Below are 22,258 nucleotides of genomic sequence, written 5' to 3'. Positions count from 1 at the left end.
GAGAAGGGGCCGGCCCGGCGGCTCGCCTCGGCTTCAGTATGGCTTGTAGGGCAGGAACTTGCCGGAAATCGTGACCTGAACCCGATCGCCCGCCGGATCGGCCTCGCGCCCGACCTGCATGCGAAAATCGATCGCACTCATGATTCCGTCGCCGAATTCCTCATGGATCAGTTCCTTCAGCGCCGGCCCGTAGACGCTGAGCATCTCATACCAGCGATACAAGAGAGGATCGCCGGGCGCCCCGCCGTCGAAACTGCCCTTGTACGGCACCGCGCACAGCCAGGGCAGCGCCGCCTGGTCCAGGTCGAACAGGCCGATGACCGTCCGCGCCTCATCCTCCGAAAACACCATCTGCCCCAGACAGGCGCAGGTCGTCCATTCCTTGCTGCGCCCCACCTGCCGGGCGATATCGGCCCAGTTCAGGCCCTTGCGAACCCGGGCGATCACGATCGCCTCGGTGACGTCTTCCCGGCTGGTATACATGCGCGTCTCCCTTCGTCAGACGGTCTCGGAAACCGGCCCCGCGACACGCTTCCGGCGTTCCATCCACCAGATCGCGCCTGCGACCAGCAGATTGGCCACCAGCCCGACCATTCCGGTATTGAGCCCGGCCGGCTGCAAACCCGCAAGCGCACCACCCATGGCCACGACATCGCCGACAACCAGCCCGGCGCCCAGCGCCCGGGCCGAGAGCGGCCAGCGCCAGATGATCGCGGCAATGCCGGGGATGAATTGCGACACCCCCAGATAATAGAAGCTGGTCAGCGTCACCATCAGGCCGGACAGATGCTCCGCCGCCAGGATCGAGAACAGCAGATAGAACGCGATCACCGCCTGCGCCCCCCGCCGCTGCCCGGCATCGGAAAGCCCATGCAGCAGGTTGCGCGACACCAGCGGGCCGATGGCCAGGCAGGTACCGGCCAGGATCACCAGTCCCGACAATGCGCAAGCACCGGCGGCCAGCCCCACCATCCAATCAGGCAGCAGCGCCCCGGCCGCCACCATGAACACCGCATTGGGCGACGGCACCGGCAGCGCCGCCGAGCGCGCATACAGCGCCACCAGATAGAGAAACGGAAACATCACCATATACAGCGGCATGACGATCTGGTTGCGGCGCACCGTCCGCGCCGAGCGCGCGGTGAACACGAAGGCAACCGTCTGCGGCGCCACACAGAACGCCACGGCCTGGAGCGGAATGGTGGAAAGCGCATAGATCTGGTCCCGCAGCGCGACCGGATGGCCGCTCCAGTCCACGGGCGGCAGATGCGCCATGCCCCCCGCCCGCAACGCGGCCAGCCCCACCACCGTCACCGCGATCAGCACCAGACTGTCCTTGATCACCGAGACATAGGCCGGCGCGCGGATGCCCGAGAGCATGATCCAGGCGAAGGTCAGCCCGGCGGCGGCGGTGGTCGTCCATTGCTCGGGCAACGCCCAGTGGAACTGGTCGATGACGCGCAGCAGGCCGACGATCTGCAATTCGCCGAACGGCAGCAGGCACAGGATCGCCGTCAGCACCACCAGCCGTTCCAGCCCGACGCTGCCGAAACGGGCACGGAACAGATCGGCCATGGTCAGGGCCTGGTAATGCCGCCCCACCCGCCAGATCAGCGGATTGATGAAATAACCGACCGGATAGGCCAGCACGATATAGCTGAGGAACCAGATGATGAAGGACGTGCCGGTGCTGTAGGCCGCCGACGGAAACCCCATGATGCTGCCGATACTGTAGGTTTCCCCCACCGCCAGCATGAAGACCAGGATGCCGCCGAACTGCCCCGACGCCACGAAGAAATCGCGGCTGTCCTGGTGCCCATGGCCACGCCGCGAGAACAGCGCCACCAGGATCGACAGCAGAATGACCAGGAAGAAGACGATACTAGCCATCATCCCCTCCGCGATCGAACGCCAGCCAGACGACGACCATGCACAGCGACGTCAGGAAGAACCAGCCGAACAGCCAGCACACCACCAGCGGCACCCCGAAGATCAGCAGGCGGCTGGAACTCAGGATGGGCAGCAACAGCACGATCGCGCCGAACGGCACGCCAACCCCCAGGCCGACACGCCACACATCTCTCATGCGTCCCTCTGTCAATCGCGGCTTCAGTGCGCTGCCCTCCCATGCGGAATTGTGCCGGACGAAGATCCGGCCAACATGCCGGTCCGTGCCGCTCCCATGCGGATTCCGGCCGTGTCATGCGGGTTCATGCCCGATACCGCAGCCCGGCCATATCGGGCCCGCCCCCACCGATCGGGTCGGAGACGCCCATAGTCTGCCAGCATGCGTCCGGGCCGCCCACCCCCTTCTCACGCCGGCGCATATGCTCCAGCAGGGCCGTGTTGAGGGCACGCGCGGCATAGGTCAGGGCGCGGTCGGGATGGCGGCACACATCCAGGCTGGTGCCGATGCGGTCCTCGCCCAGCAGGGGCACGCTCCTGAGCGACCCGGCTTCGATCTCGCGGCGAAAACATTCCGGCGGCAGGATCAGCACCGCCCGCCCCTGCAGGGCAAGTTCCTTCTGCACGATCAACGATCCGGTGACGAAAACGGGGTCGATGCTCAGGCCGTTGCTCCGGGCCACACGCTCCATCTCCTGCCGCACCGAATAGGATGCATCGGGCACCGCCAGCGGATGGCGCACGACATCGCGCAGGGTAACACCCCGCATCGTCGCCAGCGGATGGTCCGCCCCCACGATCGCGGCATGCTCCAGCGGCGTACTCGCCTGTACATAGGGCCTGGCGCTCTCGGGCGAGAAAATGGCCACGCCCAGATCGGCCTCGCCATGGCGCAGGGCCTCGAACAGCTCCTTGGTGCGCCCTTCGCTCACCCGGAAACGCAGGCCGGGATAGCGGTCATGGATCTCGGTCAGGATCGGCACCAGAAGTTCGGAAACCAGCGCACCGCCCGCGTAGATGCACACGCTGCCGCGCCGCAGGCCGCGCAGGTCGTCGATCAGCTGGCGCGTGGTATCCATGTCGCCCAGGGTCAGGCGCGCGCGCTCGGCCAGCAATTCGCCCGCTTCGGTCAGGGCCATGCCGCTGGGCGAGCGGTCGAGCAACGGGGTCCGAAAATAATATTCCAGATGATCCAGCTTGCGCGCCACGGCAGCCGGCGACATGCCCAGAAGCTGTGCTGCCTGCCGCAACGAGCCTGTCCGCGAAACCTCGATGAAAACACGCAGGGCTTTCAGATCCATGGCAGCCACCCGGAAACAGTCTGACGCGTGGCGCGCCACATATCATTATGATTCAACAACAATGTGAAGCAGACCACCCGCCGAGGCAACCGTTATTGCACCCCGCCCCGCATCCCGTCATATACGCCACCGCCGGCACGCCAGATCATACACCACCGCACGTCGCCGGGGTGTTACGGAAACCGTTCTACTCTGCTCCGCTTTTCGAACTCACGCATTTTATTTCGACCATGCAACCATGCCCCATCGCATCACCCCTATGCTGACATGGGTCAGCCCGGAGACACCGCGCATGCCTCCCGTGAACCTGATCGCACCCGGCGGCGCCCTGCCCGCCCGCACCGTCCGCCTGCCGCTGCGTGCCGCCCTGTCCACCATCCTCTGCATGGGCGCGCCCGGCGTGGCCGCCGCCGCCGCCACCCCCGCGCCCGATACCGGAACGGCCGCCTCCCGGCCGGCCCATCCCGCCAAGGCGCGGCCGAACACCGCCACCATCCACCCGCCGGCGGCGACGCCTCCCCGACCCGCCGAAAGCACCAGCCGGCTGGAGGCCATCACCGTCACCGCCGATCGCCGCAGCCAGAACGCGCAGAACGTGCCAAGCTCCATCGCCGTCATCACCGGCAGGGACCTGGTGGCCCGCAACGTCAACACCGTGTTCGACCTGCAATATCTCACGCCATCCCTGCAGGTGACGCCCCAGTTCGGCAGCGGCCAGCCGGCCTTCACAATTCGCGGCGTGGGCTTCAACGATTATGCCAGCAACAACGCGCCCACCGTGGGCATCTATCTCGACGAAGTCGCCAACCCGGTGCCCTTCGCCAGCAACGGCATGATGTTCGACATCAGCCGGGTCGAGGTGCTGCGCGGCCCGCAGGGCACGCTCTACGGCCGCAACACCACGGGCGGCGCCATCAACTATATCCTCAACCACCCGACCGACAGTTTCCACGCCGGGCTGACCGGCCAGTACGGCCGGTTCGATGCCGGCAAGGTCGAGGGCTATCTCTCCGGCCCGGTGGGGCGATACATCAAGGTCCGCCTGTCAGGACAGACCCAGCAGGGCGGCGCCTGGCAGCATGACGACCAGGGCGCGCATCTGGGCAATGTGGATCGCGGCGCCGCCCGCCTGCTCGTGGAGGCCGCCCCCACCGACAGCATGAAGGTGACGCTGAACATCCATGGCAGCCGCGACCGCTCGGATGCCAACGGCCTGCATCTCTATTCGCCGCTCCGGTCGCTCAACATCCTGTATGGCAACGCCTATCCCATCTACCCGGCGGATACCGACCGCGACATCGCGCATTGGGGCACCTCCCCGCAATTCGCGCGCGAGATCGGCATCAGCCCCAACGCCAAACCGTTCTCGCATATCGACACCGGCGGCCTGTCCCTGCGCATCGACCAGGATTTCGCCGCCTTCCGCCTGACCGAGCTGGCCAGCTACGATGCCGCCGCCCGCCAGGAATACGACAATTACGATGCCTCGTCGCTTGCCATCGCCGACGTCTATTACCAGTCCCGCGCCAACGTGTTCTCCAACGAGCTGCGCTTCACCTCACGCGGCCCGTCACGCCTGTCCTGGGTGGGCGGCATCTATTATTCCAACCAGTACCTGTCCGATCAGTACCATTCCGGCTTCATGAACGCCTACGGCTTCGACCGCGTGGTGAAATATTCACAGATGGTCAACACCATCAGCGGCTTCGGCCAGGCCACCTACAGGCTGCTGGACAAGCTCTCCATCACCGGCGGCCTGCGGATCGAGCACGAGGCCCGCAGCCTCTATGATTTCCAGTCCTACATGCTCTCCGGGTCGGACCCCGGCAACGCGCCGTTCGGCCCGCGCCAGCATTACGACTACACCAAGCCCTCGGCGAAGTTCGCGATCCAGTATATCCCCATCCGCAACGACATGCTCTATGCCTCCTACAGCCACGGCATCAAGTCGGGCGGCTTCACCACCTACAACACCGCCGCACCGCAGATCTCCACCAAGCCCTTCAAGGCCGAGACCATCGATGCGTGGGAACTGGGAAACAAGCTCGACCTGCCTCGGCAGAACCTGCGGCTGAACCTCTCCTCCTTCTATTACGATTATCACGGCCAGCAGATTCAGTCCGCCGTGGTCAACCCGCAGACCGGTCTGGTGGGCTCCATCGTCAACGCCCCCCACTCCCATCTCTATGGGCTGGAGTTCGAGGCCGAATGGTCGCCGCTGCCGGGCCTGACCCTCACCCAGTCCGGCGGCTGGGCCATCGGCCAGTTCGACAATTTCTATTCCATCCTGCGGGCCGACCGCATCAACGGCACCTATGTCGGCGTCTATGCCAGCCGCAAGGGCGACAGCCTGCCGGCCCCCAAGCTCACGCTCAACGGTTCGGCCGCCTATCGCTGGTCCATGGGCGATTATACGCTGACCACGAGCATGAACTATTCGCTGCGCTCCACCTACCGCTCGCTGTTCGGGCCGCTCTACAATGTGGCGGGCTACACGCTCTGGGGGGCCAACCTCTCCTTCGGGCCGAAGAACAACCGATGGACGGTCGCGGCTTTCGGCAACAATATCTTCAACAAACGCTACGACGTGGAGCGCAATTATTTCGTCAACGGCGACACGGTGGCCCTTGCGGGCATGCCCGCGATCTGGGGCGTCCGCGCCGCCATTTCCTACTGAACAGGCAGGGCGCCAGTCATGACGAAACCCCTCTTTGCCCTCGACGCGACGGAAATGCTCACCGGTTACGCCACGGGCATGTTCACGCCCACCGAGGTGATGCGCGCGCTCAACGCCCATATCGCCCGCTGGGAACCAACGCTCGGCGCGCTCTATCTCTGGCGGCCCGAACAGGCCGAAGCCCAGGCCGCCGCCTCCACCGCGCGCTGGCAGCAGGGCCAGCCCATGGGCGTGCTGGACGGCGTGCCCGTCACGGTCAAGGAACTGATCGCCACGGCCAACGACCCCGTACCCCTGGGCACGGCGGCGGTGGAACTCTCCCCCGCCCCGGCCGACGCCCCCTGCGCCGCCCGCCTGCGCGAGGCCGGCGCCATCATCTTCGCCAAGACGACCATCCCCGATTACGGCATGCTCTCCTCCGGCCTCTCCAGCTTCCATACGCTGGCGCGCAACCCGTGGAACCTCGCCACCAATCCGGGCGGCTCTTCCGCCGGCGCCTCGGCGGCGGCGGCGGCCTGCTACGGGCCCATCCATGTCGGCACCGATATCGGCGGCTCGGTACGCCTGCCCGCCGCATGGTGCGGCACGGTGGGCTTCAAGCCCACGCTGGGCCGCATCCCCATCGATCCTTACTATACCGGCCGCTGCGCCGGCCCCATGACGCGCGGCATGGCGGATGCCGCCCTGGCCATGGGGCCGCTCACCCTGCCCGACTCGCGCGATGCCACCGCCCTGCCCTACGAGGCCATCGCCTGGTCGGCCGCCCCCCTTTCGCCGGCCGGGCTGCGCGTGGGCGTGATGCTGGATGCCGGCTGCGGCCTCGGGGCCGATGCGGAAATCGCCGCCGCCATCGAAAACGCCGCCACCCTGTTCGCCCGCGCGGGCGCCACCATAGTCGCAGCGCCACCCGTCCTCACGCGGGACATCCTCGACGGCATCGACCTGTTCTGGCGCGCCAAATTCTGGGACGAGGTCAGTCGGCTGCCCGAAAAACGGCGCGCACGCATCCTGCCCTATATCCTAGAATGGGTCAGCGCGGGCGCCCATGTCACGGGCGTGGAGGCCGCACGCGGCTTCGGCGGCACCTTCACCCTGCGCCAGGCCTGCGCCGCCCTGTTCGACACGGTGGATGTGGTCCTGTCCCCCACCACGCCCAACCTCTCCTTCCCGGCCGACTGGGCCTCGCCCACCAACGATCCATCCCTCCCGTTCGAACATTGCGCCTTCACCCTGCCGTGGAACATGTCCGAACAGCCGGCCCTCACCCTCAATTGCGGCTTCTCGCGCGCCGGCACGCCCATCGGGCTGCAGATCGTCACAAGGCGCTTCGCCGACCTGCAGGCCATCCGCCTGGGCCGGTGGTTCGAACAGGAATATGGACGCGTGCCCCACTGGCCCGGCGAATCCCCCCAGCCCCCGCCCCTCGCCTGAACGTCCCCTGAACGCCCCGTCGCACAAGGTCCGCTACCCGATGAAAAGACGCATGCTTCTCGGCCTCACGGCCGCCCTGCCGATGCTGGCGGCCCGCGCGACGCAGGCCCGCGCGGCAGCGGGCGACCCGCTGCATCCCGGCCCCGGCCATGTAGGCCCCACCAACCTCATCACCGATGTCGCGGGCCTCACCATCGGCGAGGCGCATGACGCGAAGGCCCGCACCGGGGTCACGGTCATCCTGCCCGACCAGCGGGTGGCCTGCGCGGTCGATGTGCGCGGCGGCGGCCCCGGCACGCGCGAGACCGATGCCCTCACCGCCGGCAATCTCGTACGCAGTGTCGACGCCATCGTGCTGTCCGGCGGCTCGGTGTACGGGCTGGGCTCGGCCGACGGCGTCGCTGCGTGGCTGGGCGCGCACGGGCGCGGCTTTTCCATGACGAAACAACCCGGCGTCCCGCCCTCGCCCATCGTGCCCACCGCGATCCTGTTCGACCTGGCCAATGGCGGCGACAAGAGCTGGGGCCTCAACCCGCCCTATCGCGACCTGGCATTGCGGGCCATGGACCACCCCGCCCGCACTGTCGATCTCGGCACGGCGGGCGCGGGCTACGGGGCCCAGGCCGGCGCGCTCAAGGGCGGGCTCGGCTCGGCCTCCTTCGTCACCGCCGACGGGCTGACCGTCGGCGCGCTGGTGGCGGTCAACAGCCTCGGCTCGGTGGTCGTGCCGGGCACGCGTCATTTCTGGGCCGGCGCCTTCGAAATGGGCCGCGAATTCGGCGGGCTGGGCGCCAGCGCCGCCCATGTCGAACCCGAGGATTGGGGCCGGGCGAAATTCAACCCGGCGGCCCGCGCCAACACCACCATCGCCTGCATCGCCACCGATGCCGATATCGATGCCGATGACCTCAAGCGCGTGGCCATGATGGCGCAGGACGGGCTTGCCCGCGCCATTCGCCCGGTTCACTCGCCCTTCGACGGAGACGTCATTTTCGCCCTGTCCACGGGCCGCCGCCCCCTGCCCGCCGGCCCGCGCCCGCTCCATGTCGCACGGCTGGGCGCATTGGCGGCCGACGTGCTGGCCCGCGCCGTGGCGCGCGGCGTCTATGAGGCAACCCTCCCCCCAGGCATGGGCGGCCCGACCTGGAAGAGCCTGCCGGGGTGACCAGCCTACCGACGCAGGAACCGACGAAGCATGCGAGAGGTCACCTGCCCGAACCGACCGGACACACCGGGGGGAACATGCACGCTGGCATGTCCACCGACATCCTGGTCGAAGGCGCCGACATGTCCGCGCTTCCGCCAGACATGGACACCCACCCCACCTTCCTCCAGCCAGTCATGGAATGCCCATAAGGCGGGCGCGCGACGCCGTCCGACCGCATGAATGCGCCACAGATCCACCAGGGGCGCAAAGAACGGATTGCCCCGTTCGTACGCCCAGATTTCCACCCGGATACCGGGCTGCTCGCTGGCCCCGCGCGCATGAAAGCCGCCGGTATCGGCGACGATCAGCGTATTGGCGGGCACGGCAACGGCGCGTGGCGCCGGATAGCCCATGGCGGCAAGCGCCTCCTCGTCGACACGGAAGGACCCACGTCCGCTCAGACGATCGGCGGAACCGGCCGCCTCCAGGCTCATCCGCTTTTCCCACGCCTGCCGTGCCGGATTCAGCCTGTGCGAACCGGGAACGTACACGAACGGGCCGCTATTCTCCGCCGTCTCGGTCAGCGTGAACCAGGCCTTGACGGTGGGATGAAACGTATCGGCATGAAGCTGAAGCTGCGGATCGGGAACACCGGTAACGGCGTGCGGCAGGATCGTCTGGATATAATAAAGCGGTTCACAGTCGCGGCTGCCGGCCAGCCGGATCAGCCGGCCCAGCAGAGGCACGTCGAGCAACTGCCGGACACCGGGCATGCGGGCCAGAACCCGGGGCTCCAGAGCGATGCGGCGGGTCACCGTATCGCCCTGAATGGTCTCGCGCGCCTCTCCCCGATATTGCCGGACATCATCGAGAAGCCGGCTGAACGTCGCGGCCGGCAGAAAGTCGCGGATGACGACGAACCCGTCACAGTCGAACTCGGTCACGAGATGCGGCGGAATCGCACGTTTCAGCCGCCGCCGGCGCCATGATGAGGCCCGATGGGCCAGGCTCTGGCGCAGAACATGCAGCCCCGTCTCATTCAGCCGACGGCTGCCGATCAGCGGATTGTCGCGAAAGGATTTCACCCCGGTGAAAAGCTGGAGTGCCCAGACAGGATAGGTCAGAGTATTCTTGATTGTCTTATGCATAACATCCGGTCGGCCATAACGGCATGGGAACGCCTTCCCCACCGCACAGTTGCAGCCCCGCGCATCGCGAGCGTGTAGAGGCACACGCCATAGCATCATAGGAATGTGTTGCAAAATCGCACGACAACGCGATCAAATCATAAAAGAAAATTTCATTTTGACCATGAAGACGGCGCACCGGGCCGCCCCTTTCTGCCCGTCCCGCTGATCAGGCACATGCCCTCAGAGCCGGCAGAATATCTTCCACCGGCCGGGGCTGGGCGAACAGATAGCCCTGGACCTCGTCGCAACCCATCCTGACGAGCAGCCGATGCTGTTCGTCCGTTTCCACACCTTCGGCAGTAACAGACAGATCCAGGGAATGCGCGAGGCTGAGGATGGTCCGCGCGATCCTGCCGACCTTCTCCTGAGACATAGCCTGCACAAACCCACAATCGATCTTGATCTTGCTGAACGGAAAGGACCACAGATATTTCAGCGAGGAATATCCGGTTCCAAAATCATCCAGCACCAGCCGGCAACCGATCTCGGCCAGCTTTCGCAGCGCCGCATGGTTCGCTTTCTCGTTTTTCAGAAACGATGTTTCCGTAATCTCGATTTCCAGCCTGTGCGCCGCCAGGCCGGTCTGCCGGAGGATTCGCCTTACCATGTCGGGAAAGGCCGCATCGCCCAGCTGGATCGACGATACATTCACCGCCACCCTGATACCGTCCGGCCATAACATCGCTTCGCGGCACGCGGCATGCATCACCCACTGCCCCAGCGTGTGGATCAGCCCGTTCTGTTCGGCAAGCCCGATGAACTGGTCAGGCAGGACGGTGCCGCGCGCCGGATGGCACCAGCGCACCAGGGCCTCGCAACTCCTGACCTGCTGGCCCTCACGCTCGTAGATCGGCTGGAAATGCAGGGTCAGGGTCTCGCTCGCCAGCGCGTCGCGCAGTTCCTCGGTCAGGATCGCGGCACTCCTGACCTCGTCGCTCAGCGCGGCCTGGAACTGCAGGAAGCGATTCCGCCCCTGGGTCTTCGCGCGATACATCGCCATATCCGCGTGCTGCAGCAGGGTCTCCGCACTGTCGGCATCTTCGGGGAAACGGGCGGACCCGATACTGGCCCCGATCACGATCCGCTTGCCATCCACCAGATAGGGCGCGCTCAGCGACGCCAGAAGCGGCGTCATCCGCAGTTCGATTTCCGACGGCGAGGCGGTATTGGACCATAGAATGGCGAATTCATCCCCCCCGAGGCGGGCGATCAGGTCGCCAGGCCGCCCGTGCTCGCGCAGACGTTCCGCGACAAGGCGCAGCAGGGCGTCCCCCGCAGGATGACCATGGACGTCATTCACCGTCTTGAAATAGTCAAGGTCGATATAGAACAGCACAGCCGGCCTGTTCCTGCCGCACAAGGCCTCCAGCCGCATGCTGAACAGACGGCGATTGGCCAGATCGGTCACCTTGTCGAAATGGGCCAGCCGCTCGATCTGCCGCTCATTCTCCCGATAGACCGTCACGTCATCGAAAACATACAGGTCCCACAGCGGCATTCCCGACTGGTCGGCAATCATCAGCCGATTGAGGATCAGGTCCCGCCGATTTCCCTCCGGGTCCTCGAGCGAAAACTCCATGCTCGCCTGCCCGTCAGCCGCCGGCGCCGCATCCGTCATGCAGGACGTCATATGAGACGTCCTTTCAGAGAGGGCGGAATCGCCGAACCGCCTGGCCGCGCGGTTCATCAGAATGACCTCCCCATCCCCGACGGACCGGACGATCAGCGGCGACGGCACATTCTGGACGATGCGGTCGATGAACAGCTTATCGCGCAGGATCTTCTCATTCGCCTCATGGAGCCTCTCCGTCGCCGTGCGCAACTCCGACAGCGCCGTCTTCTTGGCGGCATGCGCGTGACGGACCAGGTCGATGGCCGAGCCGACCCCCAGGCAGATCCCGTGTTCGACGACGATGAAGCCCAGCAGCAATTCCGACGGGTTCGCACCCAGGGCCTGCGGCAGGAAGTCCGCCACCAGCACGGCGGCTTCGACGATGGTCGGGCGCGGGTCCATCAGCAGCGTGACAGGGCGTCGGTGATAGACCGAATATCCGTACTGGCCGGCCATGCGCACATGAAACGTATGGCGGTCGACAAGGCCCAGCGGGTGCCCTTCCCGATCGACGATGACGACATACAGCAGGTGGGGGTCATTCTCGAAATGCTGCTGGACATCGCCGCCGACGGCCGTTTCCGGCAGGATGGGCACAACGGCCGCGATATCGCGCATCGTCTGCGCGGCCACCGTGCCATTCTCCAGCATCGTCATTGCGGAACCTTCAACTGCATGCTCAATGAATTACGACCATTTCGCACATAAAAAAACAAAAATACATAGAATTCACGCAGTCGACCAGGTACATCCGATCTGAACAAGAATTTTTTATTTCGGACATCATACCAGGATCATCAGATCCACAGCACCATCCGGACGATTAAAGAACATCGTATTCTCTATCGCAACGGACGATTTTATTGTCCACTCTTTTGCTCCCGATAGAAGCCGGTGCGTGCCACCTGGTTACGAATGCATCCCCGCCAGATGCATGGCCAGGTCCCGGGCCTGCTGCCGGATCTCGGGGATCGCCGTCGTCTCGAACAGGGTTCCGGCCCGCATGGGCCCGATCGCGTACAACACCCGCGAACAGGCACCGGATGCCCCCTCAAGCGCACCCTCGGCATCGGTCGCCAGCGTCACGCCCAAATCCCCGGCGACCGCATGTCCGTCCAGGAAGAGCGCCCTCAGCAACGGGGATTGGACCTTCCGGTAGTCGGTGACCGGCCCGGTGCAGTTGATGACGCATGATGCGGCCAGGCTTTCCGTCACCCCTGACGTCACGATCGTCAGATGTCCAACCCCGCCCGACATCGCCAGATCCTGCACATGCCCGCGGCGAATGGCCAGAAGCCCCGCTCGCTGCTCCCGCTCCACTTGTTCCGCGATGCACGGCGCCATGCGATGCCGTGCCACGCTCCAGTAATGAAACAGATGCCGCCTGAACCGCGCCTTCTCGCCCGTCGGCAGGCGCGCCCATAACGGGTTGCTCGTTCCCCGCAGACTGTCGACGGCCGCCCGCCAGGCCGCCCCATTCCGCACAGCGCTCCGAAACGCCGCCAGATAGGCGCCGGCGGAGGGCGCCGTCGAATCCGGCACCGCGGGCCCCGCACCCGGCGCACAGGGCGCGTGGCCCAGGCTCAGCAGGCCGTGCCTGGACACCATGGTGACCGGCCCGCGATGCCCCTTTTCCCGCAGGCGCAGCAGCATATCCACCGCCGTCAGCCCCGTCCCGATCAGAACGACCGGCGAATCGCGATCGGAAGGCAGCGGAAAATCACGCCAGGGATCGCGATGATAGAGGCCCCCCGAGAGGGCATCGGCGCTGATTCGCGGCAGGTCGACCGGCGGAAAATGCCCCAATGCCAACACGACGCGACTGGCCGGGATGCTCCCGCCATCCGCAAGGACGACCGACGCCGCCTCGCCCTCCACCTTCACCGCCACGGCCCCTCGCCGGCAATGAACGGCACCGGACCGGGCCACCAGGGTCTGAAGGTACCGTCCAAACACCATGCGCGGCGCGAAGGTGCCCGCGTCGGCCGAGGGATCATGCTCCCGCCGCAGCCAGTCCAGAAAATGGTCCGGCACGTCGGAAAAGGCGCTCATGTTCCCCGCGCGGACATTCAGCAGATGGGCGGGGCTGCGCGTCGCATAGGCAATGCCCAGCCCCAGTTCCTCCCGGGGCTCGATCACCACAAGGTTCGGCGGATTCACCTGTCGCGCCAGATGGATCGCCGCCAGGGCACCGCTCGCACCCCCACCAACGATCGCGACCGTCCCTGCCATGGTCCGCCTCCGTCAGCCCAGGCGACAATAGCGGCAACAGCGCCATGACCGGTTGCGCAGGATGGTCTTCATGATGTCGTATCCCCGATCCGATCCAGGAGCCCGACCGGAAATGCGCGCTGGCGGCGATCCGACGCGCGTTTTCAGTCAGGCTCTCAAAGGCTGTTTCAAAAGCCTCTTACCCTCCTTCGCAGATCCGACGACCACGAGGAAAGGATGGACAGAGTAACGAATGATAACAGCGAAAGGTCCCGAGAGCGGCCCTGGCGCGCTGCCTATGGCGGCAGCGCGGCGTTGCGGACATCCACTGCCACCGGCAGTTGCCCCTCCCGGTGGAAGATATCCGCCATTCTCTGCTGCCCGGCCAGGATATCGGCCCCCACCGGCTGGATGCCGTAGGTAATCTTCTCCACCGACCGTCCAACCACCGCCGGATCGAGCCCCGTGGCATCGGCGAGAATCCGCACCACCTCCGGCTTGCTGGCCTGCGCCCACGCATCGCATCGCGCCACGGCATCGCGGATCGTCTTCAGCAGATCGGGCTGAAGCCGCGCGAATTCACGCCGGGTCATAAAAAACTGGACCCCGCCCCCGATATCGGCACCGGTCGCCAGAACGCGCAGATCGCTGCCCGCGGCCGACAGGTACGGGTCCCAGATCGACCAGGCATCGACCACCCCCGTCTCGAATGCCGGGCGCGCGGCGGAAGGCAGCAGGTACGTCACATCGACGTCACGCAGGCTCAATCCATTCTTCAGCAGCGCGGCCAGCAGCAGCCAGTGCGCATCCGATCCCCGCGTCACGGCAACCTTGCGCCCCCGCAGATCTCCGATCGCATGGATCGGGCTTCCCGCAGGCACGATAATCGCCTCGCTCGACCCCACCTGCGGCTCATGCCCCGCATAGACCAGCATGCCGGGCGCGCTCGCCTGGGCGAAGATCGGCGGCAGATCGCCCGTCTGGCCGAATTCCAGCGCACCGGCGGCCATGGCCTGCAACATCGGCGGCCCCGCCGGAAACTGCGCCCATTGTACCGCAATCCCTCGCGGCGCCAGGGCTTCCTCCAGAAAACGCTTCTGCTTCAGCAGGATCAGCGTGCCGAATTTCTGGTAGCCGATCCTGATGGCCGTAACCGCAGCATGCGCGGCCGGCGCCCGCAGGGGCAGCGCCAACCCGGCGAAACCCAGGGCAAGGGTCGAACGTCTGGACAGGGTCATCGGTCCGGTCATTTCCTCCATGCGCCGCGATCGACGATATCGCGGCCGCCGTCACGTTCACGCGGGCACGCCCGCACCGGCCCACCGACAATGCTTCAGTTTCCTGCTTTCAACAACACATCCTTCCGCCCGCAGCCGCGAGACATGACCATCGAACGATCCGCAATGCGACGGATGATGGACCTCCACACATCCGGCTGGTGATGCTCCAGGTTCATGGCACCGCCATGTTCCATTCGCGGGCCGAACGGGAACTATGGGCTTGCCCGCATCGTTTCTCGCCTATCCGTCGGACGCTGGGATCACGGCCACGACGATGCCCTTCAGGCAGAGATCAAGTAAAAATAAATCTGCCACATTTTAGACCGATTCGAAGCGGCATATTCATTTGAATACATTTATTTTAATGAAAAATTTACTATTTTTTACACGAATGGTGCCGTTTAATATTGATATTTCATCGAAACCGACACGAATTTGCCGCAAATTCGTCATCAAATTAAATTTGACTCCTGTAACCAAAAAGTGATCTTCTCTCCCCTGCCCCGAAGGCGACAGACATAAGCCGTTGTAAATCAACATTTTGTCGACGAATGCACGGTCATGAGGCATGCTCCTCGACCAGGAGTGCGTCATACGGAAGGAGGGTGATATGGCAAACATACGCCGGAAAAAATCAATATTCACAATGGCAGTGGCCGGATCGTTGATCGCCGCCACGGCTACCCAGACAGCATTCGCGCAGACGCAGAATGCCCGGCAGGAGGCGCTCCGTGTCGCCCCCCATCCAGGCATGATGCCCCACGCGGGCCGGATGTTCCCGGGGAGTTCGCTGACCGGCGTGCCTGGCTTCCCCCTGCCGACGATCCATACCCAACAGGCCTATGCGCCCGACGGGGACTTTACGGCCCGCTGGACACGCGCCGACGCGCTGCAGATCAAGGCACAGTCGAACCCGTCGGTCCCGGCGGGGCAGAACTCGTTGCCCTCCCAGCTGATCATGCCCGGTATTCCTGCAGATTTCCCGACCATCAATCCGGATGTCTGGGTATGGGACACCTGGACCCTGATCGACAAGCATGCCGATCAGTTCAGCTATAATGGCTGGGAAGTCATCTTCTGCCTGACGGCGGACAAGAATGCCGGATATGGCTTCGACGATCGCCATACCCACGCCCGCATCGGCTTCTTCTATCGCCGCGCCGGGATTCGGGCCGACCAGCGCCCCGCGAACGGCGGCTGGATCTATGGTGGCCTCCTGATTCCGGAAGGCGCGCAGGAACAGGTCTTCGCCGGCACCACCTACACGATCACGGCGGAATGGTCGGGCTCGATGCGCCTGCTGGACCCGCGCGACAACAAGGTATCGCTGTTCTACACGGACATGGCGTTCAACCGCGACGCGTCCGGGCAGGATATCACCCCCGCCCAGGCGGTGATCACCCAGAGCCTGGGCCAGATCCATGCCGATTTCAACCATGTCTGGTTCACCGGCTTCACCACCCACACACCGCTTCTGCGTCCTGACGGCGTGCTTTACCAGAACGGGGCGCAGAACCCGTACTATAACTTCCGCGATCCGTTCACCTTCGAGGACCCGAACCATCCCGGCGTGAACTACATGGTGTTCGAGGGCAATACCGCCGGCCAGCGCGGTGTCGCGAACTGCACCGCCGAGGATCTGGGCTACCGCCCGAACGATCCGCACGCCGAAACCGTTCAGCAAGTCCTCGATAGCGGCGCCTATTATCAGAAGGCGGCGATCGGCCTCGCGGTGGCCGAGGATTCATCGCTATCGAAATGGAAGTTCCTGACGCCGCTGATCTCGGCCAACTGCGTCAACGATCAGACCGAACGTCCCCAGATGTATATCAAGAACGGAAAATACTACATCTTCACCATCAGCCACCGCACGACCTACGCGGCGGGTGTGGATGGTCCGGACGGCGTATACGGCTTCGTCGGCAACGGCATCCGCAGCGACTTCCAGCCCATGAACTATGGCAGCGGCCTCGTGCTGGGCAACCCCACGGACCTCAACCAGGCGGCAGGCACCGACTATGATGCCAATCCGCAGCAGAACCCGCGGGCCTTCCAGTCCTACTCTCACTATGTGATGCCAGGCGGCCTGGTCGAATCCTTCATCGACACGGTCGAAAACCGTCGCGGCGGCACGCTGTCACCGACGGTCAAGCTGGGCATCCGCGCCGACGCCTCGGCGGTCGACCTGCGCTACGGCAATGGCGGCCTGGGCGGCTATGGCGACATCCCGGCCAACAGCGCGGACACCAACGTCTCCGCCTTCATCCAGGACCTGATCAGCCAGAATGTTTCGATCGGGCCCAACACCACCGGCCAGGTCAACGCTTTCGTCAACACGAACAAATAGTACAAGGCCAGACCGGCCCTTTCCGGGACCATCCCGGAAGGGGCCGGTTTTCCGATTCGCGGGAACCATGCCCAGGAAGATGAAAAGATCCGTTCATACGGCCCGGTTCGACATTGTCCTTCGCTGCCGCGTGCTCGCCGTGGCATGCCTGTTTCTGATGCTGCCGCCGCACCTGCGGGCGCAGGAGGCACCCACACCCCAATGGCGGCCGGCCCTGCATTTCTCACCCGCCGAACATTGGGTGAACGACCCGAACGGTCCGTTTCTTCTCGACGGTACCTATCATCTTTTCTACCAGTACAATCCGGCCGGCATGGTCTGGGGCCCCATGTCATGGGGGCACGCCACCAGCACCGACCTGCTGCACTGGCAGGAGCAAGACATCGCCCTCCCCGCCACCCCGCAGGAGGATATCTTCTCCGGCACCGTCGTCTATGACAGCCAGAACCGCTCCGGGCTGGGCAGCGCCTCCGCACCGCCACTGCTGGCATTTCATACCTCGGTCTTCCACGGCAATCCCGCGCACCCTGAGGACACGCAGGCCCAGTCCCTGTCCTACAGTCTGGATCGCGGCGCGCACTGGCAGGCCTACGATCACAATCCGATCCTGACCCTGCAGCCGGATTCAAGACAATTCCGCGACCCGTCGATTGTCTGGTACCCGCAGGGCCAATGCTGGATCATGACCACGGTTGTCGCCGATGCGCAGCTGGTCAAGCTGTACCGGTCGACCGACCTGCTGCACTGGTCCTTCCTGAGCGATTTCCAGCCGTCCGGCTACCGCAAGCCGGGCATGTTGTGGGAAATGCCTTTGCTGATACCGCTGGCCCTGGACGGCAATCCGCATGACACACGCTGGGCGATGATCGTCAGCGTCAATCCCTGGAGCATCGCCGGCGGATCGGGCGTGCAATATTTCGTCGGACGCTTCGACGGCACCCGCTTCACGCCCGACACATTGCCGCCGGAAGGGTCAGATCCATCGGCCTATCATTGGCTGGATCACGGCGCCGACCAGTATGCGGCGATCCGCTTCGCCAATACCGGCTCCGGTGCGCCGCTGCTGATCGGGTGGATGAGCAACTGGGATTACGCGGACACCCTCCCGACATCTCCCTGGCGCGGACAGATGACGCTACCCGTCCAACTGGCGCTGAAGACGGTCGACGGCCAACCCGTCCTGATCCAGACACCAACCGCGACGTACGAAGATCTGGTGCATCGGCAGGGCGTCTCCGCCTTTTCCGACCGGCAACTGGGTCCTGGCCAGAGCTGGCATGCCCCGCTGGGCGGAGACGTGCTGGATGTCCACCTGACCCTGCGACGGGGCGATGCGCCACGCGCCGGCATCGTCGTGCGGCAGACGCCGGACGGCCGGACAGGGACCGTGATCAGCTACGATTTCACATCGGGAAATCTCACGCTCGATCGCAGCCATTCCGGCCAGGTCGGGTTCTCACCCCGTTTCAGCCTGGCGCATGTCGCCCACCTGTCCGCGCCGGGCGGGGTGGTGTCGCTGCATCTGGTGGTCGATCGCAATTCGGTCGAACTCTTCGCCAATGGCGGCGTGCTGCGCATGACCGATCTGGTCTTCCCACCCGCGGGCAGCAACGGTGTGTCGCTGTTTTCCGATGGCGGTCACACGCAGTTCACCGGCCTTAGCATCTCCGCACCCGCCCGATGATCGCACGCCCCATCTATGGCAAGGTCGGCTGGAACAGGCGCCGCGCCCAGGCCAGCACCAGCGCCTGGTAGGATTGGTTCAGAAGGACAGTATGAGAATGATAATTGCCGACCGCCCGCATCAGGTCGCCGCGCGTTTCATTCAGATACACACGCATGATCGCACCCGCCGCGCTGATATTATAGCAAGGCTGGTCCAGCAGGTTGCGATAGACGATCTGCGGCGCGACATGGGTGAATCGGGCGATCGGATCGATCCAGAGCGTATTGACCTGCATGATACCCAGATCATCCGTACCGTTCGCATTATGATGCACCAGCCCGTTCCGCCCATTCTCCACCGCCTGGATCGAGGGCAGAATGCGCGGAGGCAGATGGTACAGCGACGCCGCAAACACCATGCAGCCGACATACGCAATCGCCATGGCGGGGTCCTGCCCTTCCATCCTGAATGCCGGCCCTGATGCGGCGGCCTCGTTTCCTATCACAGCAAAGCGGGTTCAAGATGCCGAAATCTTCTCACGCCTTTTCCTCCGCCCCGCATGGCCGCGACGGCGGCTTCACCCTTCTGGAACTGCTGGTCGTGATCGCCATCCTCGGCCTGCTGATCGGCCTCGTGGCCCCGGCCGCGCTGCGCCAGCTGGGCGGCGCCCGCAATTCGGTGGCCCGGCAGTCGATCCAGCGGCTGGGCGAGGTGCTGGATCTGTACCGGCTGGACATGGGCAGCTATCCCGGCACCGAAGACGGGCTCCACGCCCTGGTCGCCCGGCCGTCCGGCGCCGAGAGCTGGAACGGCCCCTACGTCAAGGACGGCACCGACCCGCTCGATCCGTGGCACCATCCCTATATCTATCGCAATCCCTCCGAGCGGCCGGGGCATGAGTACGATCTGTGCTCGGCCGGCTCCAGCGGCAATGCCGCCGATCGGGCAACGATGATCTGCAACCCCTGAACAACGCCCCGGCGATGCAGCTCCCTCCCCCTCTGCCGTCCCCCTGGCTACCTCTCTTTCTGGCCCCCTTCATCGGGTCGTTCCTGGGGGTGCTGGCCTGGCGCCTGCCCCGCGCCGACCCCGTGGTCCTGGCCCGCTCGGCCTGTCCCCGCTGCCGGACGATCCTGACCCTATGGGAACTGGTGCCGCTGCTCAGCTACCTGGCGCAGAAGGGCCGCTGCCGCACCTGCCACGCCCCGATCGACCCCTCCCATCCGGCCATGGAAATCCTGGCCCTGGCCGTCGCGGCCCTGGCCATGCTGGCAACCTTCGCGGGTGGCGCCACCGGCCCGCTCGCGGCGGCGGCGATCTGGCGCGGCTGCCTGTTCGGGTGGTGGCTGCTGGTCCTGGCCGCAATCGACTTCAAGACCTTCCGCCTGCCGGACAGCCTGACCCTGCCGCTGACGGCGGTGGGGCTGGTACTGGCGGCAATGGGCGGATGGACCACGTTCCTGGCGCACGGCACGGCGGCCCTGCTCGGCTATGCCCTGTTCACCGGAATCGCGCTGGCTTACCGCCGGCTGCGGGGCCATGACGGGCTGGGGCTGGGCGACGCAAAACTGCTGGCGGCCGGCGGGGCATGGCTGGGACCGGCCGCGCTGCCCATGGTGGTGTTCGCGGCAGCGCTCCTGACTCTCGGCGGCATTCTCGTCATCACACGCGGCAGGATCGGCCGCGACATGGCCATTCCCTTCGGCCCCGGCCTCGCCGCGTCGATGTGGGGAACCTGGCTATGGCAAACGGCTTACCAGCTCCATGGATAGAAGCATCAGCGCCGATCGCACCACGACGGCCTCACCGGTCGAAGACCTGGCCGAATTGCTGGTCGCGCGCGGGCGCTGCGATCCGCGCGCCGTCGAACGCGCGCGCCGCGCGGCAGAACAGAGCGGCGGCCGGCTCGACCAGATCCTGCTGCAACTGGGCCTGGTGTCGGAACGGGAAATGGCGCAGAGCTATGCCGACCTGCTGCACATCCCGCTGGTAGCGCCCGAACATTATCCCGATGACCCCGTGCTGGCGGATACGCTCGGCGCCCGCTTCCTGCGCGACGCGCACGCGGTGCCGCTGGCCGTGCGCGACGATATCCTGACACTCGCCCTGCGCGACCCGCTGGACGGGTTCACGCCGGCATCGATCGCAGCCGCCACCGGCCTGCGCGTGGCCTGCCAGGTCGGCGTGCCGATCGAGCTGGAGGCCGCGCTCGACCGCCTCTATCCACGCACCGAGGCCGAGGCGCCCCCGCCCGAAGATCACGAGGCCCCGCTGGAGGACGATGCGGAGCGGCTGAAGGACCTGGCCTCCGAGGCGCCGGTGATCCGCCTGGTCAACCAGATCATCGGCCGCGCGGTGGAGAGCCACGCATCCGACATCCATATCGAGCCGTTCGAGGACAGGCTGCGCGTGCGCTACCGCTATGACGGCGTATTGCATGAGGTCGAGAGCCCGCCGGCCCAACTGATCCCCGCCATCATCTCGCGCATCAAGATCATGGCCCGGCTGGACATCGCCGAACGCCGCCTGCCGCAGGACGGGCGGATCAAGCTGGCCGTGCGCGGGCACGAGATCGATTTCCGCGTCTCCACCATCCCGTCACTATACGGCGAGACGGTGGTGCTGCGCGTGCTGGACCGCTCCAGCGTCCGCTTCGACTATGCCACGCTGGGACTGGCACCCGACATCGTCACCCGCATGCGCGCCCTGCTGGCGCAACCGAACGGCATCGTGCTGGTGACGGGCCCGACCGGCTCGGGCAAGACCACGACGCTCTATACCGGCCTCGCGGACCTCAACGCCACCACGCGCAAGGTCGTGACGATCGAAGACCCGATCGAATACCAGCTCGACGGCATCAACCAGGTTCAGGTCCGGCCGCAGATCGGCCTGACCTTCGCCACCCTGCTGCGCTCCATCCTGCGCCAGGACCCCGACGTGATCATGGTGGGCGAAATCCGCGACATCGAAACCGCGCAGATCGCGGTGCAGGCCGCGCTGACCGGGCATCTGGTCCTCTCCACCCTGCACACCAATTCGGCCGCCGCCGCCATCATCCGCCTGCGCGACATGGGGGTCGAGGATTACCTGCTGACGGCCGTATTGCGCGGCGTACTGGCGCAACGGCTGGTGCGCCGGCTGTGCGACGCCTGCAAGACACCCTACACCCCGCCGCCCGAACTGGTGGACCGGCTCGACCTGCGCCGCCTGGCCGGCGACGCGCCGGTGACCCTGTTCCACGCCGTCGGCTGCCCCCGCTGCCGCCAGACCGGCTATAGCGGCCGCCAGGCGATCGCCGAGCTGCTGGAACCAGACGAGGCGATCGAGCACCTGATCTTCTCACGCAGCGACCACATGGCGATCGAGCGCGCGGCAATCGCCGCCGGCATGGTGCCGATGTTCACCGCCGGCCTGGCGGCCGCCCTGCGCGGTGAGACGACGATCGAGGACGTCACGCGCAGCGTCAGCGCCGGTACCTGACGGGGGAGGCA

The 22,258-nt window shown here is 65.5% G+C and carries 18 protein-coding genes; 8 read left to right on the top strand and 10 right to left on the bottom strand.

What is annotated here, in order from left to right:
* Positions 1-33: 33 nt before the first annotated feature.
* The 4 genes from cynS to HLH35_RS15420 form a co-directional block, all read right to left on the bottom strand.
* On the bottom strand, positions 34-483 hold the full coding sequence (cynS, locus tag HLH35_RS15435; RefSeq protein WP_182979990.1) for a cyanase: 450 nt from the start codon (positions 481-483) through the stop codon (positions 34-36).
* A gap of 15 nt (positions 484-498) precedes the next feature.
* A complete protein-coding gene (locus HLH35_RS15430) occupies positions 499-1,890 on the bottom strand; it encodes a sodium:solute symporter family protein (RefSeq protein WP_182979989.1) in 1,392 nt (463 codons plus the stop codon).
* Entirely contained in the window at positions 1,883-2,086 is a 204-nt protein-coding gene (locus HLH35_RS15425) for a DUF3311 domain-containing protein (RefSeq protein WP_182979988.1), read from the bottom strand. The genes HLH35_RS15430 and HLH35_RS15425 overlap by 8 nt, the downstream gene beginning before the upstream one ends.
* A gap of 124 nt (positions 2,087-2,210) precedes the next feature.
* Positions 2,211-3,206, bottom strand: a complete 996-nt coding sequence (locus tag HLH35_RS15420) for a LysR family transcriptional regulator (protein WP_182979987.1) — start codon at positions 3,204-3,206, stop codon at positions 2,211-2,213.
* A gap of 292 nt (positions 3,207-3,498) precedes the next feature.
* On the opposite strand from HLH35_RS15420, the gene HLH35_RS15415 reads away from it, so the two are divergent.
* From HLH35_RS15415 to HLH35_RS15405, 3 genes are read left to right on the top strand one after another with little or no spacing between them, the layout of a single operon-like run.
* Positions 3,499-5,883, top strand: coding sequence for a TonB-dependent receptor (locus HLH35_RS15415; RefSeq protein WP_182979986.1), 2,385 nt, complete (start codon positions 3,499-3,501; stop codon positions 5,881-5,883).
* Positions 5,884-5,901: 18 nt separating this feature from the next.
* Positions 5,902-7,314 carry an amidase gene (locus tag HLH35_RS15410; protein WP_182979985.1) on the top strand — a complete coding sequence of 471 codons (1,413 nt, stop codon included), beginning with the start codon at positions 5,902-5,904 and terminating at the stop codon, positions 7,312-7,314.
* Between the two features lie 52 nt (positions 7,315-7,366).
* Positions 7,367-8,479, top strand: coding sequence for a P1 family peptidase (locus HLH35_RS15405; RefSeq protein WP_182979984.1), 1,113 nt, complete (start codon positions 7,367-7,369; stop codon positions 8,477-8,479).
* A 5-nt stretch (positions 8,480-8,484) separates the two neighbouring features.
* Here the strand turns inward: HLH35_RS15405 and HLH35_RS15400 are convergent, their stop codons facing one another.
* The 5 genes from HLH35_RS15400 to HLH35_RS15380 all read right to left on the bottom strand — a co-directional run bounded on the left by HLH35_RS15400 (position 8,485) and on the right by HLH35_RS15380 (position 15,432).
* Positions 8,485-9,609: a phytanoyl-CoA dioxygenase family protein gene (locus tag HLH35_RS15400; protein ID WP_182979983.1), complete on the bottom strand. Its 1,125-nt coding sequence runs from the start codon at positions 9,607-9,609 to the stop codon at positions 8,485-8,487.
* 208 nt (positions 9,610-9,817) lie between these two features.
* Positions 9,818-11,920: a putative bifunctional diguanylate cyclase/phosphodiesterase gene (locus tag HLH35_RS15395; RefSeq protein WP_246385143.1), complete on the bottom strand. Its 2,103-nt coding sequence runs from the start codon at positions 11,918-11,920 to the stop codon at positions 9,818-9,820.
* Between the two features lie 252 nt (positions 11,921-12,172).
* Positions 12,173-13,495 (bottom strand): FAD/NAD(P)-binding protein, encoded by a 1,323-nt coding sequence (locus HLH35_RS15390; protein ID WP_182979982.1) that lies wholly within the window; start codon positions 13,493-13,495, stop codon positions 12,173-12,175.
* Between the two features lie 275 nt (positions 13,496-13,770).
* Complete coding sequence (locus tag HLH35_RS15385) at positions 13,771-14,712, bottom strand: aliphatic sulfonate ABC transporter substrate-binding protein (protein ID WP_246385142.1); 942 nt, start codon at positions 14,710-14,712, stop codon at positions 13,771-13,773.
* A 384-nt stretch (positions 14,713-15,096) separates the two neighbouring features.
* Positions 15,097-15,432 carry a hypothetical protein gene (locus tag HLH35_RS15380; RefSeq protein ID WP_182980007.1) on the bottom strand — a complete coding sequence of 112 codons (336 nt, stop codon included), beginning with the start codon at positions 15,430-15,432 and terminating at the stop codon, positions 15,097-15,099.
* Here HLH35_RS15380 and HLH35_RS15375 point away from each other — a divergent pair.
* Both HLH35_RS15375 and HLH35_RS15370 read left to right on the top strand, forming a co-directional pair.
* The gene (locus HLH35_RS15375) at positions 15,365-17,101 is read left to right on the top strand and encodes a glycoside hydrolase family 68 protein (RefSeq protein ID WP_182979980.1); all 1,737 of its coding nucleotides are present in this window, start codon (positions 15,365-15,367) and stop codon (positions 17,099-17,101) included. The genes HLH35_RS15380 and HLH35_RS15375 overlap by 68 nt on opposite strands.
* A gap of 79 nt (positions 17,102-17,180) precedes the next feature.
* Positions 17,181-18,785, top strand: coding sequence for a glycoside hydrolase family 32 protein (locus HLH35_RS15370; RefSeq protein ID WP_182979979.1), 1,605 nt, complete (start codon positions 17,181-17,183; stop codon positions 18,783-18,785).
* A gap of 13 nt (positions 18,786-18,798) precedes the next feature.
* On the opposite strand, the gene HLH35_RS15365 is transcribed toward HLH35_RS15370, so the two are convergent.
* A complete protein-coding gene (locus HLH35_RS15365; protein ID WP_182979978.1) occupies positions 18,799-19,209 on the bottom strand; it encodes a lytic transglycosylase domain-containing protein in 411 nt (136 codons plus the stop codon).
* Positions 19,210-19,289: 80 nt separating this feature from the next.
* Between HLH35_RS15365 and gspG the strand changes: the two genes are divergently transcribed.
* Genes gspG through HLH35_RS15350 form a run of 3 tightly spaced genes read left to right on the top strand, consistent with a single transcriptional unit; the run spans position 19,290 to position 22,247 of the window.
* A complete protein-coding gene (gspG, locus tag HLH35_RS15360) occupies positions 19,290-19,736 on the top strand; it encodes a type II secretion system major pseudopilin GspG (protein ID WP_182979977.1) in 447 nt (148 codons plus the stop codon).
* 14 nt (positions 19,737-19,750) lie between these two features.
* A complete protein-coding gene (locus HLH35_RS15355) occupies positions 19,751-20,539 on the top strand; it encodes a prepilin peptidase (protein ID WP_182979976.1) in 789 nt (262 codons plus the stop codon).
* Complete coding sequence (locus HLH35_RS15350) at positions 20,532-22,247, top strand: GspE/PulE family protein (protein ID WP_182979975.1); 1,716 nt, start codon at positions 20,532-20,534, stop codon at positions 22,245-22,247. Before HLH35_RS15355 ends, HLH35_RS15350 begins: the two co-directional genes overlap by 8 nt.
* Positions 22,248-22,258: the final 11 nt, after the last annotated feature.

Source organism: Gluconacetobacter asukensis (genome assembly GCF_014174375.1).
Lineage (GTDB): Bacteria > Pseudomonadota > Alphaproteobacteria > Acetobacterales > Acetobacteraceae > Gluconacetobacter > Gluconacetobacter asukensis.
Note: the sequence above shows the minus strand (reverse complement) of the source record. Positions and strands in the feature narration are given on the sequence as shown.